Raw genomic sequence first — 22,830 nt, forward strand, 5'->3', positions numbered from 1 at the left:
ATTTATTATGAATTGAATATGTGCTAATAAAAAGGCTTAGACTGTTATCGAAGTTGTTCAGGGAAAGGTTAACATCACTGAGAGTAACCTTCAACTTACACAGTTTTGTTCACCTTTTTAGCTACTTAAAGAGATTTAAGTCGGGTTTATGACTCGTTACTAACATATAATCAGAGTGTATGCATAGCTATGATGTGCATAAAGCTGGGTGGTACCACGGAAGACTTCGTCCCATAGTAATTGGGGATGGAGTCTTTTTTATTAGTAGCAGATGTGACTAAAAGGCGAAAGGCATTTTTATGAAGTGGCATGTATGACTTATCAATTAAAGGAGGCAATGTAATGGTACAAACAGATGAGATGATAACAATTAAGCAACAAGCTCTGGAAGATATTCAAGCTGCACAAGATGAGCAAGCTTTACAAGGGGTTAAAGTAAAATATTTAGGGAAAAAAGGGCTTGTTACAGGCTTAATGAAACATATGAAAGATTTACCAAAAGAAGAAAAACCGGCATACGGTCAACAAGTGAATGAGGTGCGACAAGCGATTGAGGCGGATATTACAACACGTCATCAAGTATTAGTAGAAGCAGCATTGAATGAACAATTGGCACAAGAATCAATCGATGTAACATTACCAGGTCGTCAAATCTCTCATGGTGCCAAACATCCTTTGACACGAACAATTGAAGAAATTGAAGATCTGTTTTTAGGGTTAGGTTATGAGATAGTTACAGGTTATGAGGTAGAACAGGACTACTATAACTTTGAAGCATTAAACTTGCCTAAGTCACATCCAGCGCGCGATATGCAAGATAGTTTTTATATTACAGAAGATATTTTAATGCGTACACACACTTCTCCTGTACAAGCACGTACGATGGAGAAAGCGAATGGACAAGGTCCTGTTAAAATTATTTGTCCGGGTAAGGTATACCGACGTGATTCAGACGACGCTACACATAGTCATCAATTCACACAAATTGAAGGACTTGTTGTAGATGAAAATATTAAAATGAGTGATCTCAAAGGAACACTTGAACTTTTAGCTAAATCCTTATTTGGGGCAGATCGTGAAATTCGATTACGTCCAAGTTACTTCCCATTCACTGAACCATCTGTTGAAGTGGATGTGTCTTGTTTTAAATGTAAAGGGAAAGGTTGTAACGTATGTAAACAAACGGGCTGGATTGAAATATTAGGTGCAGGTATGGTACATCCTAATGTACTAGAAATGGCTGGCTTTGATTCAAACCAATATTCAGGATTTGCATTTGGTATGGGGCCTGATCGTATTGCGATGTTAAAGTATGGTATTGAAGATATTCGCCATTTTTATACAAATGACGTACGTTTCTTAAATCAATTTAAATCTGTGGAAGACCGAGGTGAAAAACATGTTAATATCTAAAGAATGGTTGCAAACTTATGTGGATGTAGATGTACCTATTGAAGCCTTAGCAGAACGTATTACGAGAACGGGTATAGAGGTAGACGATATTGTCGACTTAACAGCAGGAATTAAAAATTTAGTTGTTGGTTTTGTAGAACATATTGAAAAACATCCTGACGCTGATAAGTTGAATATTTGTCAGGTGAACATCGGAGAAGAACAACCTGTACAAATTGTTTGTGGTGCGCCAAATGTAGGTCAAGGACAAACTGTAATCGTTGCTAAAGTTGGAGGGCGTTTACCAGGTGGTATTAAAATTAAGCGTGCAAAACTACGTGGACAAGTTTCTGAAGGGATGATTTGTTCATTGCAAGAGATTGGGATTCCAAGCAATGTTGTACCTCAATCATTCCAAGACGGTATTTATCATTTCACTTCACAGATAGCACCGGGAACGGATGCTTTACAAGCGCTTTATTTTGATGATCAAGTTATGGAGTTTGATCTTACACCTAACCGTGCTGATGCATTGAGTATGATAGGAACAGCTTACGAAACAGCAGCACTTTATCAAAAAGAAGTGAAAAAACCTAATAGTCAACCTTCAGAACAACTTGAAAAAGCCGGTGAAGCACTATCGGTATCAGTTGAAAATCCACAACAAGTCCCTTATTATAGTGCGCGAGTTGTTAAAAATGTCAAAATCGCACCATCTCCTGAATGGATGCAAGCAAGACTAATAAAAGCAGGTATTCGTCCAATTAATAATGTTGTCGATATTTCAAATTATGTCTTGTTAGAGTACGGCCAACCGCTCCATATGTTTGACCAAGATCAAATCGGATCACAATGCATTGTTGTACGTCAAGCACATGAAAATGAAACGATGACGACCTTAGATGATCAAGAGCGTACATTGTTAGATTCGGATATTGTGATTACAAATGGAAAAGAACCTATTGCACTTGGTGGTGTCATGGGTGGTGATTTTTCTGAAGTCACAACGCAAACGCAAAATGTTATTGTTGAAGGAGCAATTTTTGATTCGGTTGCTATTCGACACACATCTCGACGTTTAAACTTGCGCAGTGAAGCGTCTAGTCGTTTTGAGAAGGGCATTGCAAGAGAATTTGTAGATGAAGCAGTTGATCGTGCGTGCTACTTACTTGAAACATTAGCAGAAGGACAAACCCTTGCTGGTCGTGTTTCAGCAGGTGACTTAGGTCACTTAGAGACAGAGATTACAATTACGGCAGATCGCATTAATGGTGTTATTGGAACCGACTTGAGTCAAGAAGAGATTATAGCTATTTTTGAACAGTTAGGTTTTGAAACGAAGGTAACATCAGAACAAATGTTAGTAAAAGTTCCTTCACGTCGTCAGGATATTACGATTCAAGCAGATTTAATTGAAGAGGTTGCGCGTATTTACGGATATGACAACTTACCATCCTCTTTACCTGTATTTGAAAAGGTAACGCATGGTGCACTAACTGATCGTCAACACAAATCACGTGTTGTACGTACAGTGCTAGAAGGTGCAGGTTTTTCTCAAGCTATCACATATTCATTAGTAGACCAAGCACGTGCAACGGCTTTTACAACGCAATCATATGATACAATTTCACTTTTAATGCCAATGAGTGAAGCGCATGCGACGTTACGTCAAAGTATATTGCCACACCTTATTGATGCCGCACAATATAATGTTGCACGTAAAAATCATAATATTGCTTTGTATGAGCTCGGGAATGTCTTTTTAGGTAAAGGTGCAGGAGAGTTACCTGATGAAGTTGAATATTTAAGTGGTATTATGATGGGAGATTATGTTGTTAATGATTGGCAAGGTAAAAAAGAACCCGTTGATTTCTTCTTAGTCAAAGGTGTTGTTGATCGTATTGCTGATAAACTTGCTTTATCTTTTGAATATCAAACAGGTCAGGTTGATGGTCTACATCCCGGTCGCACAGCTTTAGTCATGTTAAATGGTGCGTCTATTGGTTTTATTGGCGAACTACATCCAACAGTGGCGAAACAGTACGACTTAACACGAGCGTATGTTTTTGAACTTAACTATGATTTGATGATGAAACAAAGAGTAGGCGACATTAACTATCAGCCTATCCCTAAATATCCAGGCGTTACACGTGACATTGCATTAGTTGTTAATGAAGATGTCCATGCAGGAACATTGATTGATACGGTTCATCAGCATGGTGGATCGATTTTACAAGATGCAAATGTATTTGATGTATATGATGGTGAACATATGGAGCCAGGTAAGAAGTCCATTGCCATCCGTCTTGCATATTTAGATAGAGATAACACATTAACAGAAGAACAAGTCACAGCCGTACACACACGTATTTTGTTAGCATTAGAACAACAAGGTGCCACATTAAGAGGATAAAATGAGAATAGCGGGGCAGAGACATATTTGTGTCTACTGCCCCACTATGCATAGAAGGGGATTATTTTTTTAATAATTGTAATGCTTTATCTCTATTTTTGAAATCTTTTTTAGTAATGGAGTCTATAACATCAATACCATGTCGTTTGATGAGTTGTGCTGCACAAAGATCGACTTTTGGACCGGCGCCTTTTAAGATTGTTGTTTGATATTTTTTGGAAAGTGCATCCATATGTTTAATGAAGGCATATCGGGAAATGATACTGGCGGCCGCAATAGCAAGTGATTTTGATTCTCCTTTCGTTTCATAACGGGTTAAATCTTTGTAAGGGACATTTCCTAATACATAACGCTCGTAGGTTGGGCGAGGCGTAAATTGATCAATAACGATATAGTTTAAGTCTGTATCATCAATTTTAGCCACTACATTTTTGATACATTCATTGTGTAACACTGCTTTCATTTTAACTTGAGACCAGCCCAAATTTTTGCGTTCATTGTATTTAGGGTTATCGAGTACAAGTAAAGAATGCGGGAGAAAAGTAATCAACTGTTCTGCTAATTCAACAATCTTTTGATCAGTTAACTTTTTAGAATCATCCACCCCTAGTGTTTTTAAGATTTTAACGTTATGTGCAGAAACATAGCATGCACATACTGTTAAAGGACCAAAATAATCACCACTTCCTGCTTCATCACTACCAATACAATTATAAGTATTGTATGAGATAGAGCTTTTTACTGAAGGTTGGGATCTAGATGTTTGAGAGGATACTGAACCTGTCAATTGTTCTGCGATAGCTTCATTATTTTTGCCTTGAAACATGACTTTGTTTGAGTTGTAAATACTAATAGTAACGCCTTGATATTTTGTACGTGCTTTCATACCTTGAGGCAAATTTTGAGTATCAATATCTAGTTTTGAGAGCAACGTATCAATTTCGGTGGGCGTCATCTGCATGACAATATTAGACATCATTTCACCACTTTCTTGTTAAATACTATCAAATGGTATCATAGGTATATGAAAAAAATGAACTGTAAAACGAATAATACACAAAATAATTGAAGTCGTGTATAATGTATCATGATAATTAAAAACAATAATAGGCTAGGTGAATGTAGATGGGTGAGTTCAAAAACCGAATCAATGTAACGATAAATGATCAGCACTATACGATTGTTGGCGAAGATGATCCAGAACACATTCGCTATGTTGCGGATCTTGTTGATGGCAAAATTCGTGAGTTGGGACGTCGTAATGCAGGATTAGATTCTGTGCGAAAGTCTGTTTTGACTGCTGTAAATGTTATGCATGAACTCGTGTTATTAGAAGAAGAAAATGCGCGTTTAAGAGAAGAAATTCAACGCTTAAAACATAGAGGAAACTGAGTATGCTTGTATTGATAGTCATTGTTGTAGTGTTGCTATTTATGATGACGGGTTTTCATAGGGGGCTACTTGCAAGTGTTTTACATTTAGCCAGTACCTTTTTTGCATTGTGGCTTGCTCGGCAGTTCTATCAATCTTTAAGTGAACGTTTGAAATTATTTTTACCTTTTCCAAAAACACAAGCATATGATGTAGACTTTGCATTAGCTTTTAACCAACCAGAATCACGTTTTGATCGCTTGTTTGCAGTTTTGTTGATTGTACTAGTTGTCAAAACATTGATGTATTTTGTATTGAATGGATTTGAGCAACTATTTATCAATCAAAGGTTAGGATTGTGGAGTCGTTTATTAGGGGCGAGTATAAGTATAGGCTCAGCTATCGTTGTACTTCATTTTATATTATACTTCGTTGCACTATATCCAGATTCTGGAGTACAGGCTCATATCAGTCAATCTTATATGACACAATGGTTTATATTAAAAGTTCCTATTTTATCTGAGATGACATTAAATTTGTAGTATACGACAACTGAAGTGAGGCTGAAGCGTTTTTATCAAATTATATGAAGCGTTTCACCCTCTTTTTTAATGAGGTGATAAAAATGTTAACGAAAAAAGATGTTATTCGTTTGTTAGAAGATATTGCGACGTATATGGAGCTTAAAGGTGAGAATGCTTTTAAAATTTCTGCTTATCGTAAAGCAGCTCAAAGTTTAGAAATAGATGAACGCACTTTAGATCAAATAGAGGATGTTACAACACTTAAAAATATCGGTAAAGGTGTTGGTGAAGTGATTAACACTTACATACAGACTGGAGCGTCATCGGTATTAGATGAATTAAAAAAGACAGTTCCGAGTGGTTTGATTCCATTATTAAAAATTAAAGGACTAGGCAGTAAACGTATTGCACGCTTATATCAAGAGCTCAATATTACAGATAAAGCGTCGTTTCAAGCTGCATGTGAAGCAGGTGCTATTTCATCGTTAAGTGGTTTTGGTAAGAAAACAGAAGAGAAATATTTAGAAGCTGTAAAAGTACTAGGTGCTAAAAAAGAGCGCTACCCTATTGATTTAATGATGAGATTGAATAAAAAAATTACAGATTATGTTGCACAAATCTCGAAGGTAGAACGCTTTGAGGTTGCGGGTAGCTTTCGTCGTATGAAAGAAATGAGTAAAGACTTAGATTATATTATTAGTACGGAGGCACCACTTGAAGTACAAGCACAATTACTAGAAATACCTAATATTATTGAGAGAGTTGCAGTAGGTGAAACAAAAGTATCCTTAGAATTGGCGTATGACGATGAAACAATCGGTGTTGATTTCCGCCTAGTAGAACCAGCTGCATTTTATCATACACTTCAGCATTTTACGGGTTCAAAAGCTCATAATATTCGCATCCGTCAGCTCGCAAAAGAACAGGGTGAAAAGGTAAGTGAATATGGTATTGAACAAGCAGGGGGTCACTTATTACAACTTAAGAGTGAAGAAGCGATTTATCAACACTTCAATACACCGTGGATTGTACCTAGTATGCGTGAAGACGGTTCAGAATTTGATAAAGATCTATCGTCTATTGTCACTTTAGAAGATATTCGTGGCGATATTCATATGCATACAACAGCAAGTGATGGTGCTTTTAGTTTACGTGAAATGGTAGAAGCAAATATTCAAAAAGGGTATGAATATATGTGTATCACAGACCACTCACAAAGTTTAAAGGTAGCAAATGGTCTATCTGTTTCTCGTTTATTAAAACAGCGAGATGAGATTCGTAAGCTAAATGACGAATATAATGAAATTGATATTTATTCTGGTATTGAAATGGATATTTTACCAGATGGTACTTTGGATTATGAAGATGCCGTATTGGCGGAGTTAGACTATGTTATAGCAGCGATTCATCAAAGCTTTAAACAAAGTGAAGCTCAAATTATGACGCGCTTAGAAACAGCTTGCCGTAATCCGTTTGTTCGCCACATTGCACATCCTACAGGTCGCATTATTGGACAGAGAGAGGGGTATCGTCCTAATATTGAGCAACTGATAGAGCTGTGTAAAGAAACAGGAACACTATTAGAAATCAATGCGAACCCCAAAAGATTGGATTTAAGTTCAGAAATATTACGTCAATATCCAGACATTATGGTAACGATTAATACAGATGCCCACCATATTGATCACTTGTCATTTATGCAATATGGTGTCGCTACGGCACAAAAAGGTTTTGTCAAACGTGACAATGTATTAAACACCATGTCTCGAGAGGCTTTTAAAACATTTATTACACGACCGAAGCGGTTGAAAGAGAAGTAGAGGGATTGGATGAAACAAAAAACTTTAGAAATATTAGAGTTCGATAAGGTTAAAGCGTTATTAGCACAAGAAGTTGTCAGTGATTTAGGTGTTGCCAAAGTTCAAGAGTTGGCACCGGCAACGGACTTTGATACTGTAATGTTTCAAATAGAAGAAATTGATGAAATCGCTCAAATTTACAATCAATATCGTATACCAAGCCTAAGTGGACTATCTCGTGTTGAACAGTATGTGAAACGAGCAAAAATTGGCAGTATGCTTAGCGTAGAAGAACTCAATACGATTAAACAACTTATTCAAGTGCAAAATCAATTCAAAACATTTTATAATCAGATGGTGGAGGAAGAAGAAGCTGTTCATTATGAGATATTAGATGAGAGTATGAATAGACTACCGATATTGACTTCGCTCTATCAATCTATTCATCAAACATGTGATGCACATGACTTGTTTGATTCGGCGAGTTATGAATTACAATCTATTCGTAGTCGTATTTCACGTACTAATCAGCGTGTTAAGGCGCAATTAGATCGCATCGTAAAGTCCACGGGGAACCAAAAGAAACTATCTGATACGTTAGTAACGATGCGAAATGAGCGTCATGTGATTCCGGTTAAAGCAGAGTATCGACAAGATTTTAATGGTATCGTGCATGATCAGTCAGCATCTGGACAAACATTATATATCGAACCATCATCAGTCGTTGAAATGAATAACCAAATCAGCCGATTAAGAAGTGAAGAAAAAGCAGAACGTAATCGCATATTGACTACGTTAACTGCAGAAGTTGCAGTGGAGGCTGATGCATGTCTCGTTTCAGAAAGTGTCATGGGACATTTAGATTTTTTAATAGCTAAAGCACGTTACGCTACTAAAATAAAAGGTACAAAGCCAACTTTTTCAAAAGAGAGAAAAGTCTATTTACCTAAAGCATTCCATCCGTTACTCGATCGAGAAACTGTTGTAGCCAATACGATTGAATTTGAAGAATCGATTCAAACAGTCATTATTACAGGTCCGAATACAGGTGGTAAGACGGTTACTTTGAAAACGCTGGGGTTAATTATTGTCATGGCACAGTCAGGCATGTTAATTCCTACGTTGGATGGCAGCCAATTGAGTGTATTTGATAACGTCTTCTGTGATATTGGAGATGAACAATCCATTGAGCAATCTTTATCTACCTTTTCATCACATATGAAGACCATTGTGAGTATTTTAGATCAAGCGAGTGCGCATAGTTTGATTTTATTTGACGAATTAGGTGCTGGTACAGATCCTAGTGAAGGTGCAGCATTAGCAATGAGTATTCTTGACTATGTTCGTGAACGAGGGTCACTTGTAATGGCAACAACACATTATCCAGAGCTTAAAGCATATAGTTATAATCGTGAAGGTGTTATGAATGCCAGTGTTGAATTTAATGTAGATACGTTAAGTCCAACATATAAGCTTTTAATGGGTGTACCGGGACGATCTAATGCATTTGAAATTTCAAAACGTCTGGGATTAGGGTTAAAAATTATCAATCACGCAAAGACGATGATCGGTCAAGATGAACAAGAAATTAATGAAATGATTGCGTCACTGGAATATAATACAAAACGTGTAGATGATCAACGTATTGCTTTAGATCGTTTAGTACGTGAAGCAGAACATATTCATCAATCTTTAACACAGCAATATGAAAAATATCAAAATTACGAATCACGTTTGATGGAAGAAGCGAAAGATAAAGCAAATCAATATGTTAAAGCTGCAACACAAGAGGCAGATGACATTGTAAAGTCACTTCGCCAAATGCGAGATCAAAAAGGTGCAGAAGTTAAAGAACATGAACTGATTGAAAAGAAAAAACAACTTGAAGATCAATACGAGGCAAAATCATTAAAACAAGAAGTTAAAAAACAGCGCTGGGATACAATTCGAGCAGGTGATGAAGTCAAAGTATTATCATATGGTCAAAAAGGTGAAGTATTAGAGCTTCTTGATAATGAAGAAGCAGTCGTACAAATGGGCATTATTAAAATGAAACTCCCTTTAAAAGATTTAGAGAAAAAAGAAAAGACAAAACAACAACCGAGTAAGATGGTGACACGTAGTAATCGTTCTACTGTTAAGATGGAATTAGATCTGAGAGGGTATCGCTATGATGAAGCCATGGTAGCACTCGATCAGTATTTAGACCAAGCTGTATTAAGTAACTATGAAGATGTCTATATTATTCACGGTAAAGGAACGGGGGCCTTACAAAAAGGGGTGCAACAGCATTTGAAACGTCATAAAAGTGTTGCTGATTATCGTATGGGCATGCCAAGTGAAGGTGGGTTTGGTGTGACCGTTGCGACATTACGCTAATGAGCATTAAAAGTGAAAGCCCTAAATCTATTTGTTATAATTTTGACATAAAATGAATCGAAGGAGGCTATAACTTATGGCTTTAATTGAAGTAAAAGATACAAATTTTGATGAACAAATTAAAGAAGGCGTAAAATTAGTAGATTTTTGGGCAACTTGGTGTGGACCATGTAAGATGATTGCGCCTGTATTAGAAGATTTAGCAGCAGACTATGATGGTAAAGCAGATGTCTTAAAGTTAGATGTTGACCAAAACCAAGCAACAGCTGCAAAATACGAAGTGATGAGTATTCCAACTTTAATCGTCTTTAAAGATGGTGAACCTGTCGATAAAGTAGTTGGCTTTCAACCAAAAGAAAATTTAGCACAAGTATTAGACAAACATTTATAAAAAACATTTAAGTAAAAGTTATGAGATGAAGAGATAAACTAACGTTACATGGCATTCAAATGTTTTTGTAAGGGGGCTAAGACAACTATTGTCTTGAGCCCCTGAATTTTTAGAGAGCAAGCTATTGTTTTTATACTTTGAAAAATGATGAAAGTGAGCGTGTGGTTTGATCAATGTGAGTGGCTAAGAAATAAATAGAAAGTCAATAAGAAGAGAGGAGATAAAGAAGGTGAACAGGATTGGAAGCTGTTAAAGACAATATAAAAAAGAAACTCGCTGTCTTGCCTAAAGAGCCCGGGTGTTATCTCATGCGAGATCGTCAAAACCAAGTCATCTATGTTGGAAAAGCAAAAGTATTAAGAAATAGGGTACGCTCTTATTTTACAGGCTCGCACGATGCAAAGACAACGCGCCTTGTTAAGGAAATCGTTGATTTTGAATATATTGTAACGTCAAGTGAAACAGAATCTTTATTATTAGAGCTGAATTTAATAAAAAAATATCAACCACGATATAATATATTGCTCAAAGATGGTAAGAGTTATCCGTTTATTAAAATTACGAAGGAACGTCACCCTAGACTCGTTGTAACTCGTACAGTGCGTAAAGGAAGTGGTAAATACTTTGGACCTTATCCCAATGCCTATGCTGCACATGAGACGAAAAAATTATTGGATCGTATTTACCCATTTCGTAAGTGTGATCATATGCCCAACCGTTTATGCTTATATTATCACATTGGGCAATGTCTTGGTCCATGTGTATATCCTGTTGCTAAAGAAGAGTATGCACGTATGTCGCGTGAAATTGCGGATTTTTTGAATGGTGAAGATAAGACGATTTTGCATAACTTGGAAATGCGTATGCAACAAGCAAGTGAACAGATGGCATTTGAACAAGCGAAAGAGTATCGTGATTTAATTCAACATATCCAAAATTTAACGAATAAACAAAAAGTCATGTCAACAGATCAAACAATCCGAGATGTTTTTGGTTATAGTGTTGAAAAAGGTTGGATGTGTATTCAAGTCTTCTTTGTACGTCAAGGCAATTTGATTGAACGTGAAGCTACAGTATTTCCATTACAACAGACACCGGAAGAAGAGTTTTATACATTTATTGGACAATTTTATCAATTAAATCAACATTTCCTTCCTAAAGAAGTACATGTTCCTAAAACTTTAGATAAAAAGATGATTCATTCTGTTGTAGATACGACGATACTTACGCCACAAAGAGGTCAGAAAAAACAGCTGGTAGATTTGGCCAATAAAAATGCACGTATTGCTTTGGAAAATAAGTTTGAATTAATCGCGCGAGATGAATCACGTACAGTTAAAGCGATAGAGCAGTTGGGAGACGAGATGGGGATTCAAACGCCTATCCGTATTGAAGCTTTTGATAACTCAAATATTCAAGGTGTAGATCCTGTGTCAGCAATGGTAACATTTATAGATGGCAAGCCCGACAAAAAAAGTTATCGCAAGTTTAAGATCAAAACAGTGGAAGGACCAGATGATTATAAAACAATGCAAGAAGTTGTACGCCGTAGATATACACGTGTGCGTAACGAAGGATTACCCCTTCCAGATTTAATTATTGTAGATGGTGGAAAAGGTCATATGTCTGCAGTAATAGATATACTGGAAAACGAGCTGGGTTTAGATATTCCTGTTGCTGGACTAGCTAAAAACGATAAACATCAGACAGCAGAATTATTGTATGGTGATGGACCCCAAATCATACCATTGAAGAAAAATAGTCAAGCATTCTATTTATTACAACGTATTCAAGATGAAGTGCACAGATTTGCAATTACATTTCATCGTCAAACACGACGTAAAACAGGTATGCAATCTGTACTTGATAATGTAGAAGGAATTGGTCCAAAACGTAAGACAAAACTGTTACGCACATTTGGTTCTATTAAAAAAATGCGCCTAGCATCCATTGAAGAATTGCAAGCAGCAGGTTTACCTCATCAGACAGCGACAAATCTACATCAAGCACTTCATCAAGAAAATGGATAAATTTAGGTATGAGAATCATTCTCATACCCAAATTTGTCACATTTAGTGTTACAATAATAGAGAGTTGATTTCTTTTTTTAATACGTTATGCAAACGTTTTCTATATTTAAAGGGCAATAGTTAAAAAGGAATCAAAAAATTAAAAGTATCGCAGGGGGGACTTCCTTTGACTCAATCAAAGAACCAATTCTACCTTAGACGTCTACACTCGTTACTTGGTGTCGTACCATTAGGGGCATTCTTATTAGTACACTTAATGGTCAATCACCAAGCCACTCAGGGGGTAGAGGCATTTAACAAAGCGGCGGGCTTTATGGATTCATTACCGTTTTTGTACGCCTTGGAAATTGTTATGATTTATATTCCAGTTTTATACCATGCAGTGTATGGTGTGCATATTGCATTTACAGCAAGTCACAATATTGGTCATTACTCATATATGCGTAACTGGTTATTTTTATTCCAACGCTTATCTGGGTTATTAACTTTTATTTTTGTAATGGTGCATATGTGGCAAACACGTATCCAAAAGTTATTTGGACATGAAGTAAATTTTGATATGATTCATGACATCGTATCGAATCCATTTTGGTTAATTTTCTACATCGTATGTATTGTTGCGGTTGTATTCCACTTTGCTAATGGCTTATGGTCATTTTTAGTAACTTGGGGTATTTTACAATCACCAAAATCACAACGTATTTTCACATGGGTATCATTAGTGATTTTCTTAGTTGTTTCATACATCGGTGTAAGTGCGATTTTAGCATTTGTATAAGCGTTTTAATCATTTCAGGGGAGTGACTATTTTATGGCAGAGAAGAAAATCATTGTTGTCGGTGGTGGACTAGCTGGTCTCATGTCAACAATTAAAGCAGCAGAACAAGGTGCACACGTTGACCTGTTCTCGATTGTTCCAGTTAAACGCTCTCACTCAGTTTGTGCACAAGGCGGTATCAATGGGGCAGTAAATACAAAAGGTGAAGGAGATTCACCATGGATTCATTTTGATGATACGGTATATGGTGGTGACTTCTTAGCTGACCAACCACCTGTTCAAAAGATGACAGAAGCTGCACCTAAGATCATTCATTTACTTGATCGTATGGGTGTTATGTTTAATAGAACGAGCGAAGGATTATTAGACTTCCGTCGCTTCGGGGGGACGCTTCACCATAGAACTGCATTTGCAGGTGCAACAACAGGACAACAATTGTTATATGCATTAGATGAGCAAGTGCGTAGTTTTGAAGTCGATGGACTGGTTACAAAATATGAAGGTTGGGAATTTTTAGGTGTTGTTAAAGATGATGAGAATGCAGCACGTGGTATTGTTGCACAAAATATTACGACATCAGAAATTAAATCATTCGGCTCAGATGCTGTTATTATGGCAACTGGTGGACCGGGTATCATCTTTGGTAAGACAACGAATTCAATGATCAATACTGGTTCAGCAGCTTCTATTGTGTATCAGCAAGGTGTACAATATGCGAATGGTGAGTTTATCCAAATTCATCCAACAGCCATTCCGGGCGATGATAAGTTGCGTCTAATGTCAGAGTCGGCACGTGGTGAAGGTGGTCGTATTTGGACATATAAAGATGGTAAGCCGTGGTATTTCTTGGAAGAAAAATATCCAGATTATGGTAACCTAGTACCTCGTGATATTGCAACACGTGAAATTTTTGATGTTTGTGTGAATCAAAAATTAGGTATTAATGGTGAAAACATGGTATACCTTGATTTATCACATAAAGATCCACACGAGTTAGATGTTAAACTTGGCGGTATTATTGAAATTTATGAAAAATTTACTGGAGATGACCCACGTAAAGTACCGATGAAAATATTCCCAGCAGTTCACTATTCAATGGGCGGATTGTATGTTGATTATGACCAAATGACAAATATTGATGGTCTGTTTGCAGCAGGGGAATGTGATTTTTCTCAGCATGGTGGTAACCGTTTAGGTGCAAACTCATTGTTATCAGCGATTTACGGTGGAACGGTTGCAGGTCCAAATGCAGTAAAATATGTACAAAATATCGAAAAAACATATTCAGACATGGATGATAGCATGTATCAACAGCGTGTTGATGAAGAACAAGCACGTTTTGACAAGTTGTTGAATATGAAAGGTACTGAGAATGCATATAAGCTACATCGTGAACTTGGTGAAATTATGACAGCCAACGTTACGGTGGTGCGTGATAATAAGCGTTTATTAGAAACAGATAAGAAGATTGTCGAACTTATGAGACGTTATGAAGATATCGACATGGAAGATACATCACAATGGAGCAACCAAGCGGTGTTCTTTACACGCCAGTTATGGAATATGCTCGTACTTGCGCGTGTTATCACAATCGGTGCATACAATCGTAATGAGTCACGTGGTGCACATTATAAACCGGAGTTTCCTGAGCGTAATGATGAAGAGTGGTTAAAGCATACATTAGCTGAATATAAAGGTGCTCATGAAAAACCAGCATTTACTTATAAACCTGTTGATGTAAGTCTGATCCCACCTCGTAAACGTGACTACACAAGTAAGTCAAAAGGGGGTAAAAAATAATGGCAGACACAAGAGAACAAGTTGCTGAACAACAATCAAGTCGCAACGCAAATAAAACAGTGACACTCATTATTAAACGCCAAAAAGACGAACAATCTCAGCCTTATGAAGAAAAGTTTGTCATTCCATATCGTGATAATATGAACGTTATTGCGTGCTTAATGGAAATTCAGCGTAATCCGTACAATGATAAAGGGGAAAAAACAACGCCCGTAACATGGGATATGAACTGTTTGGAAGAAGTATGTGGTGCTTGTTCGATGGTGATTAATGGTCGAGCGCGTCAGTCATGTTCGGCGATTGTAGATCAGCTCGAACAGCCGATTCGTTTAGAACCTATGAGTACATTCCCTGTGATACGTGATTTACAAGTGGATCGTACACGCATGTTTGATAATTTGAAACGTATGAAAGCATGGGTACCGATTGATGGAACATACGATTTAGGTCCGGGACCGCGCATGCCAGAGAAAAAACGCCAAACAGCTTATGAATTATCAAAATGTATGACATGTGGTGTATGTTTAGAAGTGTGTCCAAACGTTACACGTAATAATAGTTTTGTTGGTGCGCAAGCTATCTCACAAGTACGTTTGTTTAACTTGCATCCAACGGGTTCTATGACGAAAGATGAACGTTTAAATGCATTAATGGACATGGGAGGTTTACAAGCATGTGGTAACTCACAAAACTGTGTTCAAGCTTGTCCAAAAGGTATTCCTTTGACAACATCAATTGCTGCATTAAATCGTGAGACATCATTCCATATGTTTAAATCATTCTTTGGTTCAGATCATTTAGTTGACTAGATTATTGAAAAGCAAGGTTAGTGTAGAAGTAGAAGCACTAACCTTGCTTTTTAGTTACCTGTTTCAATTCCAACTTTCTAGATGTCATCTACTGTACATGATAAAATAAAGTTTAAGAAACTTATAGGATAGGATGAAGACCATGGAAAGACCAATAGGTGTAATGGATTCAGGTGTAGGAGGTCTTACTGTTGCAAAAGAGATTATGCGACAGTTACCCAATGAAACGATATATTATTTGGGTGATGTAAGCCGATGTCCATATGGCCCAAGAAGCCCCGAAGAAGTGAAAAAGTTTACCATTCAGATGGCACAGTATTTGACACAATTTGATATTAAAATGCTAGTGATTGCTTGTAATACAGCTACTGCGGTGGCATTGGAATCTTTACAACAACAGCTAAAAATACCGGTTATTGGCGTTATTGAACCCGGCGCACGCACGGCTATTATGACAACTCAAAATCAAAAAGTACTTGTACTTGGAACAGAAGGGACAATAAAGTCAGAAGCGTATCGTCATCAAATCACTCGAATTAACCCACATGTAGAAGTACGAGGGATAGCATGTCCAGCATTTGCGCCACTTGTGGAAGAAATGAAGTATAAAGATCCCACGGTGACGAACATTATCATACACCAAACATTAAAGCAGTGGCGGCAATCTGATGCGGATACAGTGATATTAGGTTGTACGCATTATCCATTATTATATCAACCTATTAATGATTATTTTGATAAGCAAAAAGCAGTTATTTCATCAGGGCTTGAAACAGCACGTGAAGTCAGTGCACTTTTAACATTTAGTCATGAACATGCACATTATACACCTCGACCTAAACATCGCTTTTTTGCGAATGGAGAAGTCCATCATATGACATACATTATTAAAGAATGGCTAAATATGAATATAGAAGTTGAGCGAATTGTTTTGACATAGGAGGAAAGAGAAGATGGCAGATATTGTAATTGCTTCAGGAAATAAAGGGAAAATTAATGATTTTAAAGTTATTTTTTCAGATGATAATGTGATTGGAATTAATGAATTGATACAGGACTTTGACGTAGATGAAACTGGAACAACATTTGAAGAAAATGCAAAGCTTAAATCTGAAGCCGCAGCAAGATTGTTAGGTAAACGTGTTATAGCCGATGATAGTGGGCTAGAAGTTAAAGCATTAAATGGTGAACCCGGCGTTTATTCTGCACGTTACGCAGGAGAAACAAAAAATGATGAAGCTAATATTGATAAAGTATTGGAAAAGTTAGGAGATCACACAGAGCGTGACGCACGTTTTGTTTGCGTTATTAGTATGACAGATGTTGATGGACATACACATACATTTAAAGGCACCATTGAAGGTGAAATCACATTAAATCGTATTGGTGAAAATGGTTTTGGTTACGATCCTATTTTTTATATTCCTGAAAAAAGTAAAACGATGGCACAATTAACGCCTGAAGAAAAAGCAGAGTTGAGTCACAGAGGTAAAGCTATTGAGCAATTACGTGCATTTATTGAAGGTGATCATATATGAAAAAATTTATTATTGTCAGCGATAATCATTCAGAAGCAGGTATTTTGTATGATGTTTATACACAACATAATGATGCAGATGCTTTCTTTCATCTAGGAGACTCGGAATTTGAATATCATGATACAGAATTAAGTTTATATCAACGTGTGAAAGGTAATATGGATTTTTATCCAGAGTTTTTAGAAAGTGATATCGCACATTTTGACGATATTCATATATTTTTTACACATGGCCATTTGTTTGGTGTCAATACATCAAGAGCAGAACTTGTAAATCAAGCACTACATCATGGTGCGCAAATTGCTTTATATGGTCACACACATATCGCAAAATATGAAAAAATTAAAGGGGTACATGTTATTAATCCAGGTAGCATTTCTCAATCTCGTAGTAACCTTGAAGAGACATATGCTGAACTTAAATTAGGCGAAGAAAATGTTATTCATTTTAGAAACAGAAATCACCAAATCATTCAAAGCATCATAATAGATGAATAAAGTTTATAGTTATTATTTGATAATAAAAAATAAAATGTTAAAGGACAATTAGGCATTCAATTCAATGCTTAATTGTCCTTTTTAATATGGTATTATAACATTTAAGTATAAAAAACAATAAGTTACGTCATTTTTATAAAATAGTAAATGAGTGGTGTTAAGATATAGATAACAAATCAAAGGAAGGTGTTAAAAATGAAAGAATTATTTGAATCAATTAGTGGCATCGTTACTTCAGCAATCAACCATGATTGGACAGAATTAGGAACATCAATTGTAGGTACAGTAGAACAAGGCATCGGTTTATTAACAAGCATCTTAGGTTTAGGTTAGAAGAAAATAAAGTTCAATGATGGAGGTGGACAGTATGTTTATTTTCAACCTAATTAAAAAAGCAATCGAATTTTTTAAAGGTTTATTTAACAAATAATAAATAAAAGTCTAACAAGCAAGTGTACTCATTAAAGAGGCACTTGCTTGTTGCTTTTATAAATCTCAAATGTCTATTTATAGGAGAAATGAAAATTTTGATAAGGATGATGAATGTTATTTCATTTTTTAAATACAAGTTATAGTGTTACTAGGGGTTTAATACTATGTAAATTTAATTATAAATCATACAATATTAATAGCTTACATACTTTTTGGCATAAAAGAGCGAGAACATCCTAGTATAGCATTGCTATATTTACCGATGTAACAGCTCTTTTTTTATGTATGCTTGATGATGATATAAATATAGAATTGGATTAGATGTTATATGTAATATTTAAAATTGTTTAAAACTGTTAAAGTGCAGTATGAAAATTGGAAAGTTTGTCAATGCATGTCTCCTTTATACACATTAAACTTAGAATGAAAGTAAATTAAAGGAGCAATTGTTATGAATAACAGTAAAGTCAATAGTCATTATTGGATGAAACTTGTTGCAGTCTTTACATTAGGATGGTTAGTGATTTATGCGGCACGTACAATATTAAACCCTATAATGGGCGATATCAAAACAGAATTCACTTTAAATAATGCGCAATTAGGCCTAATTATGAGTTTGTTTTTTATTGGTTATACAATTACACAAATTCCATCAGGTATTATGGGTGATAAAATTGGGCGTAAAAAAATATTATTGCCGAGTTTTTTAATTTTTGGTCTCTTCATGGTTATTACGGGTTTGATGCCAAGTTATTTCTTATTTGTCATAGCATGGGTTATCGTAGGTTTAGCCCAGGGGATGTTTTATGGTCCACAGTATGCATTATCTTCAGAAGCTATACCAGAAAAAAATATTACATTGGGTAGTGCGTTAATCAATAGTGGTATGGCTTTTGGAACATCAATTGGTTATTTTATTTCAAGTATTACAGTTTCTGAGATGGGCATGAGTTGGAGAATGCCATTTTATATTATGGCCGTTCCAATTCTTATCGTAGCATTTTTAATGTATAAAGTTATTAAAGAACGTCCACTAAAACAAGTACAACAAGATGAAAGCATGGAGCCTTTTAGAATATCTGCTTTATTTAAAAATAGGAATTTAATTTTAGCTTATATTATTATATTCTGCTCTATTTATGGATTTTTTATGATTATTACTTGGTTACCTTATTATTTAGAATCAGAGCGAGGAATTAACGGTGCACAAGTTGCTTTTGTTGCCTCACTTGTACCGTGGGCAGCTATTCCGGGTTCATTATTCTTTAGTTGGCTGTCAGATAAATTAGGTCGTAGAAAACCCGTGTTAATGATTATGTTACCGTTAGCATTTGTTTTTACGGCTTCCATAGTGTTTTTTGATAATTTAGCTATTCTCTACATAGCATTAATAGGGTATGGTATAGTCGGCAAAATTAGCACCAATCCCGTTTTAATTGCTGTTGTTGCAGATAATGCACCAAGAAATGCTTTAGGCACATCATTTAGTGTATATAATTTCATTGGTATGAGTGCTTCAATTTTAGCACCATACATCACAGGGTTTTTAACAGATTTGACAGGATCAATGGCAGTAGGGTTTTATCTTGCGGCATTATTACTTATTGTTGGATTTGTAGCATCATTAATGTTAAGAGAAAAAGGTAAAACAGTAAGATAGTAATAATTAATTATTGTTTATAAAATAATAATGGATTCTCATTTATTGAAGATAAAACTATAAGTTCTTTTTAGTCAATTAATGTGTTCTTAGAATTGTAAGTTAATACGTTTAAAACTGTAGAGTGGCGTGTATGCTTATAAAAGTTACACACCACTTTATTTTTATAAACGTTATTACTTCATTTTTTCAACATCGTTGCCATGCAGCATCCATCTTACACCGTACTTATCTGTAAAAACACCCATTTTCCCACCCCAAAATTGTGTTTCAAAAGGTAATTCGATGGTGATTGTATCATGTGTTTTAATACGTTCATACAATGTTTCGATTTCATCAGCATCTTTTTGATTATGTATATCATAATCAAGCATCAATGAAATGGCCCCATTTAATAGATCGGGTTTACCAAAAGAATCAGAGGCATGGAGCTTTGCACCACCGATAACAAATTCAGAATGCATCGTAGCATTTTCTGCTTGAATTTCATCCAAACCAAAATGGCTTGCCTGTTCTTTTGATACAGGTAAACGTTTAATGTCGGTTGCACCAAATACAGTTTTATAATATTCTAAAGCCTCTTTTGTATTATTAAATGATAAATAGGGATAAAGTGTAGTCATAGTATGTATCTCCTTTTTGTAATTTCCTTTTACATTTTCTTTTAATTTAAAGAATATGTCAAACAACTATTTAAGAGGATAATACAACAATTCAAATGATAGAGCATCTTTATCAGTTTTAGATGTAATATAATTCTATTTATAATTATTGACTACCGTGTTATTAATTCTTTATGTTAAAAGAGTATAATATTTCTCGCTATGTATTAAAAGTGCATAATTTTTTGGGTTACAATGTTGATTTATTGATTATGATTAGATATAATAAATTTTGTGTTAAAAAGTCCTGGTAGCTCAGCTGGATAGAGCAATGGCCTTCTAAGCCATCGGTCGGGGGTTCGAATCCCTCCCAGGACGTTCAACTACGTTGATATATCAACGTTTAGAGCTTGCAAGTGTCAAATAAGTGTCAAGAAAATAATTCTCTGACACGTTGACCTTGCATTTTTTTATGCTCATCGAGAAGATGAGTATAGATTTCTAAAGTTATCGCAATGTTTGCATGACCTAATCTTTTGCTAATGTATTCAATTGGAATACCCTTGCTGATTAAATATGACGCGTGTGTATGTCTTAAAGCATACGGTGTTACTTCTTCGTATATGTTAAATTGTACCTTCAACTTTTTAAAAATCTTGTTAACGGCTGTATGTGAAAGCATAAAGATTTTGCCATCACTTCTCTTTGGGGGTTTTAGTAAATGTTTATTTATTAGAATGATATACTTTTTTGATATTTCTACAATTCTGTCTGCGTTTTCGGTTTTGGTACCGTACAAATGGATTGTGTTGTCTTTTAGGCTTATGTCGTCATACTTTAATTGATTAACTTCTGAAAAACGAGCACCAGTTATGCCAAGTAAATAAAGTAGAATGGAGCTTTTCTCGTGTTTATTTTTAAGATAGTTCAATAATGTTTCGTACTGATCGATAGTCATGTACTTTGCTTGCTCTTTTTTTGCCACTTTAGTCCCTTTAAAATTAACTTTGTAAGTGGGGGCCTTTTTTAAATAACCATCATAAACAGCGTCCTCTAAACAAGCTCTCAGCAAGTTATTTACCTTTCTTACCGTTTCGGTCGTTCTGCCTTCCGAATAGCTAGTAATGAATTTTTGGTATTCCGTTCGAGTAATGTCTTTAATTTTAATCTGCTCTCCAAAATGTTGTAGAAATAAAAACAATGCTCGATTATACCAATAAATTTGTTTTTTTTGATAATGTAAATTTGTTATTTACTTCTAGCCACTCATTATAATAGTCTGAAAAAGTCTTATTGTCTTCGATGAAATTACCATCTTCCAACTCACGAATAAGTTGTTGTGCTGCATTGGTTGCTTCTGCTTTAGTTTTGAAACCAGACTTTCTCTTTTTGCCAGATTTAAAAGAGGGATGTTTAACATCATACTGCCAACTAGCTGATTTTTATTTTTCCTTTTTGATACTGTGAACGAAGCCATGTGTATCACTCCTTTGAAATGAGAACGTATGTTCTGATTGCATTTTAAAAATATATAGGGTAGGCGGGCTACCCAGTATATTTTTAAATTATGCATCTGTATTTTTTTTCATTATGTTTAAATCGGTCAATATTTTTTCAGTGAATTCAATATCTTGATAGTTGATTAAGAGTTGTTCTGTTTGTGCAAGAAATTTATCCGTTTCTTCTTTAACTGAAATGTTGAAGTCTTCTAAATCTTCAAGTTCTGTGCCAAGGTGGATCAACTCGATGATAGACTGATCAACATCTAGTTTTTCTAATTCTAATATTGTATGAGGCGTAAAAAATACATGTTCTGCATTTTCAATGCTGATTAATCCCTTATTTATTTGAGAAAATAAACCTTGCATTATAATTAATGCAAATTTTTCTACTTCTCTGGTATTTTCAAATAGAATCATTTTTTAATTACTCCATCCATTTTTGGTTTTAACATTATAGACAAGACCTGACTTACTTTGGAAATAGTGAACAGAAACCTTTTTCCCATTTACATAACCGTCTTTGTAAACCTTTACCCATTTACCACCTTCTATTTTTCTTAAGTCATTTAATAGTAGTTTGTTTTTAACTACATGATGTGTTGTTTTACCTTTTGCAGCTTTGAATCCTTTGGGATACTTTGGTGCATACTTAATACTTTTGTACAATGTTTTCCCGTTTTTTATTATATATTTGACTAGAGGGGCAATTGATCTAGTTTGAATATTATTTTCTTCTACGTAATATTCTGACATAGAATCCATTTCATAGTCATTAATATATGGGTTTTCATAACCAATTGAATCTATACTTTCTTCTTCATAAGCTGAAACAGGTGAAATTACAAAGGTAAAAGCAAATATAACTGTTAAAAAGATGATGAATTTATTTTTCATAGTTTAAGTCCGCCTTTTA

General features: G+C 35.4%; 21 protein-coding genes, 1 tRNA gene and 1 pseudogene. 18 read left to right on the plus strand and 5 right to left on the minus strand.

The features are described from left to right. Positions 1 to 342: 342 nt before the first annotated feature. Positions 343 to 1,413, plus strand: coding sequence for a phenylalanine--tRNA ligase subunit alpha (gene pheS / locus FGL66_RS03125; protein ID WP_180810157.1), 1,071 nt, complete (start codon positions 343 to 345; stop codon positions 1,411 to 1,413). Then, on the plus strand, positions 1,400 to 3,805 hold the full coding sequence (pheT, locus tag FGL66_RS03130) for a phenylalanine--tRNA ligase subunit beta (protein WP_180810158.1): 2,406 nt from the start codon (positions 1,400 to 1,402) through the stop codon (positions 3,803 to 3,805). Before pheS ends, pheT begins: the two co-directional genes overlap by 14 nt. A 61-nt stretch (positions 3,806 to 3,866) precedes the next feature. Here the strand turns inward: pheT and rnhC are convergent, their stop codons facing one another. After that, the gene (rnhC, locus tag FGL66_RS03135) at positions 3,867 to 4,781 is read right to left on the minus strand and encodes a ribonuclease HIII (RefSeq protein ID WP_180810159.1); all 915 of its coding nucleotides are present in this window, start codon (positions 4,779 to 4,781) and stop codon (positions 3,867 to 3,869) included. 149 nt (positions 4,782 to 4,930) lie between these two features. Here rnhC and zapA point away from each other — a divergent pair, with 149 nt between their 5' ends. The 15 genes from zapA to FGL66_RS03210 all read left to right on the plus strand — a co-directional run bounded on the left by zapA (position 4,931) and on the right by FGL66_RS03210 (position 19,813). Continuing rightward, positions 4,931 to 5,197: a cell division protein ZapA gene (zapA, locus tag FGL66_RS03140; protein WP_180810160.1), complete on the plus strand. Its 267-nt coding sequence runs from the start codon at positions 4,931 to 4,933 to the stop codon at positions 5,195 to 5,197. 2 nt (positions 5,198 to 5,199) lie between these two features. Beyond that, entirely contained in the window at positions 5,200 to 5,718 is a 519-nt protein-coding gene (locus FGL66_RS03145; RefSeq protein WP_180810161.1) for a CvpA family protein, read from the plus strand. An 83-nt stretch (positions 5,719 to 5,801) separates the two neighbouring features. Continuing rightward, complete coding sequence (gene polX, locus FGL66_RS03150; protein ID WP_180810162.1) at positions 5,802 to 7,520, plus strand: DNA polymerase/3'-5' exonuclease PolX; 1,719 nt, start codon at positions 5,802 to 5,804, stop codon at positions 7,518 to 7,520. A 9-nt stretch (positions 7,521 to 7,529) separates the two neighbouring features. Further along, positions 7,530 to 9,878, plus strand: a complete 2,349-nt coding sequence (locus FGL66_RS03155) for an endonuclease MutS2 (RefSeq protein WP_180810163.1) — start codon at positions 7,530 to 7,532, stop codon at positions 9,876 to 9,878. 76 nt (positions 9,879 to 9,954) lie between these two features. After that, entirely contained in the window at positions 9,955 to 10,269 is a 315-nt protein-coding gene (trxA, locus tag FGL66_RS03160) for a thioredoxin (protein WP_180810164.1), read from the plus strand. 239 nt (positions 10,270 to 10,508) lie between these two features. After that, a complete protein-coding gene (gene uvrC / locus FGL66_RS03165) occupies positions 10,509 to 12,299 on the plus strand; it encodes an excinuclease ABC subunit UvrC (RefSeq protein WP_180810165.1) in 1,791 nt (596 codons plus the stop codon). A gap of 166 nt (positions 12,300 to 12,465) precedes the next feature. Beyond that, positions 12,466 to 13,077 (plus strand): succinate dehydrogenase cytochrome b558 subunit, encoded by a 612-nt coding sequence (locus FGL66_RS03170; protein WP_180810166.1) that lies wholly within the window; start codon positions 12,466 to 12,468, stop codon positions 13,075 to 13,077. A gap of 33 nt (positions 13,078 to 13,110) precedes the next feature. Continuing rightward, the gene (gene sdhA / locus FGL66_RS03175; protein WP_180810167.1) at positions 13,111 to 14,877 is read left to right on the plus strand and encodes a succinate dehydrogenase flavoprotein subunit; all 1,767 of its coding nucleotides are present in this window, start codon (positions 13,111 to 13,113) and stop codon (positions 14,875 to 14,877) included. Then, positions 14,877 to 15,686 carry a succinate dehydrogenase iron-sulfur subunit gene (gene sdhB / locus FGL66_RS03180; RefSeq protein WP_180810168.1) on the plus strand — a complete coding sequence of 270 codons (810 nt, stop codon included), beginning with the start codon at positions 14,877 to 14,879 and terminating at the stop codon, positions 15,684 to 15,686. Before sdhA ends, sdhB begins: the two co-directional genes overlap by 1 nt. Positions 15,687 to 15,828: 142 nt before the next feature. Beyond that, positions 15,829 to 16,626, plus strand: coding sequence for a glutamate racemase (gene racE / locus FGL66_RS03185; protein ID WP_180810169.1), 798 nt, complete (start codon positions 15,829 to 15,831; stop codon positions 16,624 to 16,626). Positions 16,627 to 16,639: 13 nt separating this feature from the next. After that, the gene (locus tag FGL66_RS03190; RefSeq protein WP_180810170.1) at positions 16,640 to 17,224 is read left to right on the plus strand and encodes an XTP/dITP diphosphatase; all 585 of its coding nucleotides are present in this window, start codon (positions 16,640 to 16,642) and stop codon (positions 17,222 to 17,224) included. Next, complete coding sequence (locus tag FGL66_RS03195; protein WP_180810171.1) at positions 17,221 to 17,721, plus strand: YfcE family phosphodiesterase; 501 nt, start codon at positions 17,221 to 17,223, stop codon at positions 17,719 to 17,721. The genes FGL66_RS03190 and FGL66_RS03195 overlap by 4 nt, the downstream gene beginning before the upstream one ends. Positions 17,722 to 17,916: 195 nt before the next feature. Beyond that, positions 17,917 to 18,054 (plus strand): beta-class phenol-soluble modulin, encoded by a 138-nt coding sequence (locus FGL66_RS03200; protein WP_180810172.1) that lies wholly within the window; start codon positions 17,917 to 17,919, stop codon positions 18,052 to 18,054. 34 nt (positions 18,055 to 18,088) lie between these two features. Then, positions 18,089 to 18,151, plus strand: a complete 63-nt coding sequence (locus FGL66_RS09915) for an epsilon family phenol-soluble modulin (protein ID WP_374757677.1) — start codon at positions 18,089 to 18,091, stop codon at positions 18,149 to 18,151. 453 nt (positions 18,152 to 18,604) lie between these two features. Further along, on the plus strand, positions 18,605 to 19,813 hold the full coding sequence (locus tag FGL66_RS03210) for an MFS transporter (protein ID WP_180810173.1): 1,209 nt from the start codon (positions 18,605 to 18,607) through the stop codon (positions 19,811 to 19,813). Between the two features lie 176 nt (positions 19,814 to 19,989). Here FGL66_RS03210 and FGL66_RS03215 read toward each other — a convergent pair whose 3' ends face one another. Further along, on the minus strand, positions 19,990 to 20,436 hold the full coding sequence (locus FGL66_RS03215; RefSeq protein WP_180810174.1) for a VOC family protein: 447 nt from the start codon (positions 20,434 to 20,436) through the stop codon (positions 19,990 to 19,992). A gap of 283 nt (positions 20,437 to 20,719) precedes the next feature. On the opposite strand from FGL66_RS03215, the gene FGL66_RS03220 reads away from it, so the two are divergent. Then, positions 20,720 to 20,793 (plus strand) — tRNA-Arg (locus tag FGL66_RS03220). A 52-nt stretch (positions 20,794 to 20,845) separates the two neighbouring features. Here FGL66_RS03220 and FGL66_RS03225 read toward each other — a convergent pair. The 3 genes and pseudogenes from FGL66_RS03225 to FGL66_RS03235 form a co-directional block, all read right to left on the minus strand. Continuing rightward, positions 20,846 to 21,892, minus strand: a pseudogene (locus FGL66_RS03225) (tyrosine-type recombinase/integrase). An 88-nt stretch (positions 21,893 to 21,980) separates the two neighbouring features. Beyond that, positions 21,981 to 22,334: a DUF3969 family protein gene (locus tag FGL66_RS03230; RefSeq protein WP_180810175.1), complete on the minus strand. Its 354-nt coding sequence runs from the start codon at positions 22,332 to 22,334 to the stop codon at positions 21,981 to 21,983. 3 nt (positions 22,335 to 22,337) lie between these two features. Next, entirely contained in the window at positions 22,338 to 22,811 is a 474-nt protein-coding gene (locus FGL66_RS03235; RefSeq protein WP_180810176.1) for a hypothetical protein, read from the minus strand. Positions 22,812 to 22,830: the final 19 nt, after the last annotated feature.

Source organism: Staphylococcus sp. 17KM0847 (genome assembly GCF_013463155.1).
Classification (GTDB): Bacteria; Bacillota; Bacilli; order Staphylococcales; family Staphylococcaceae; genus Staphylococcus.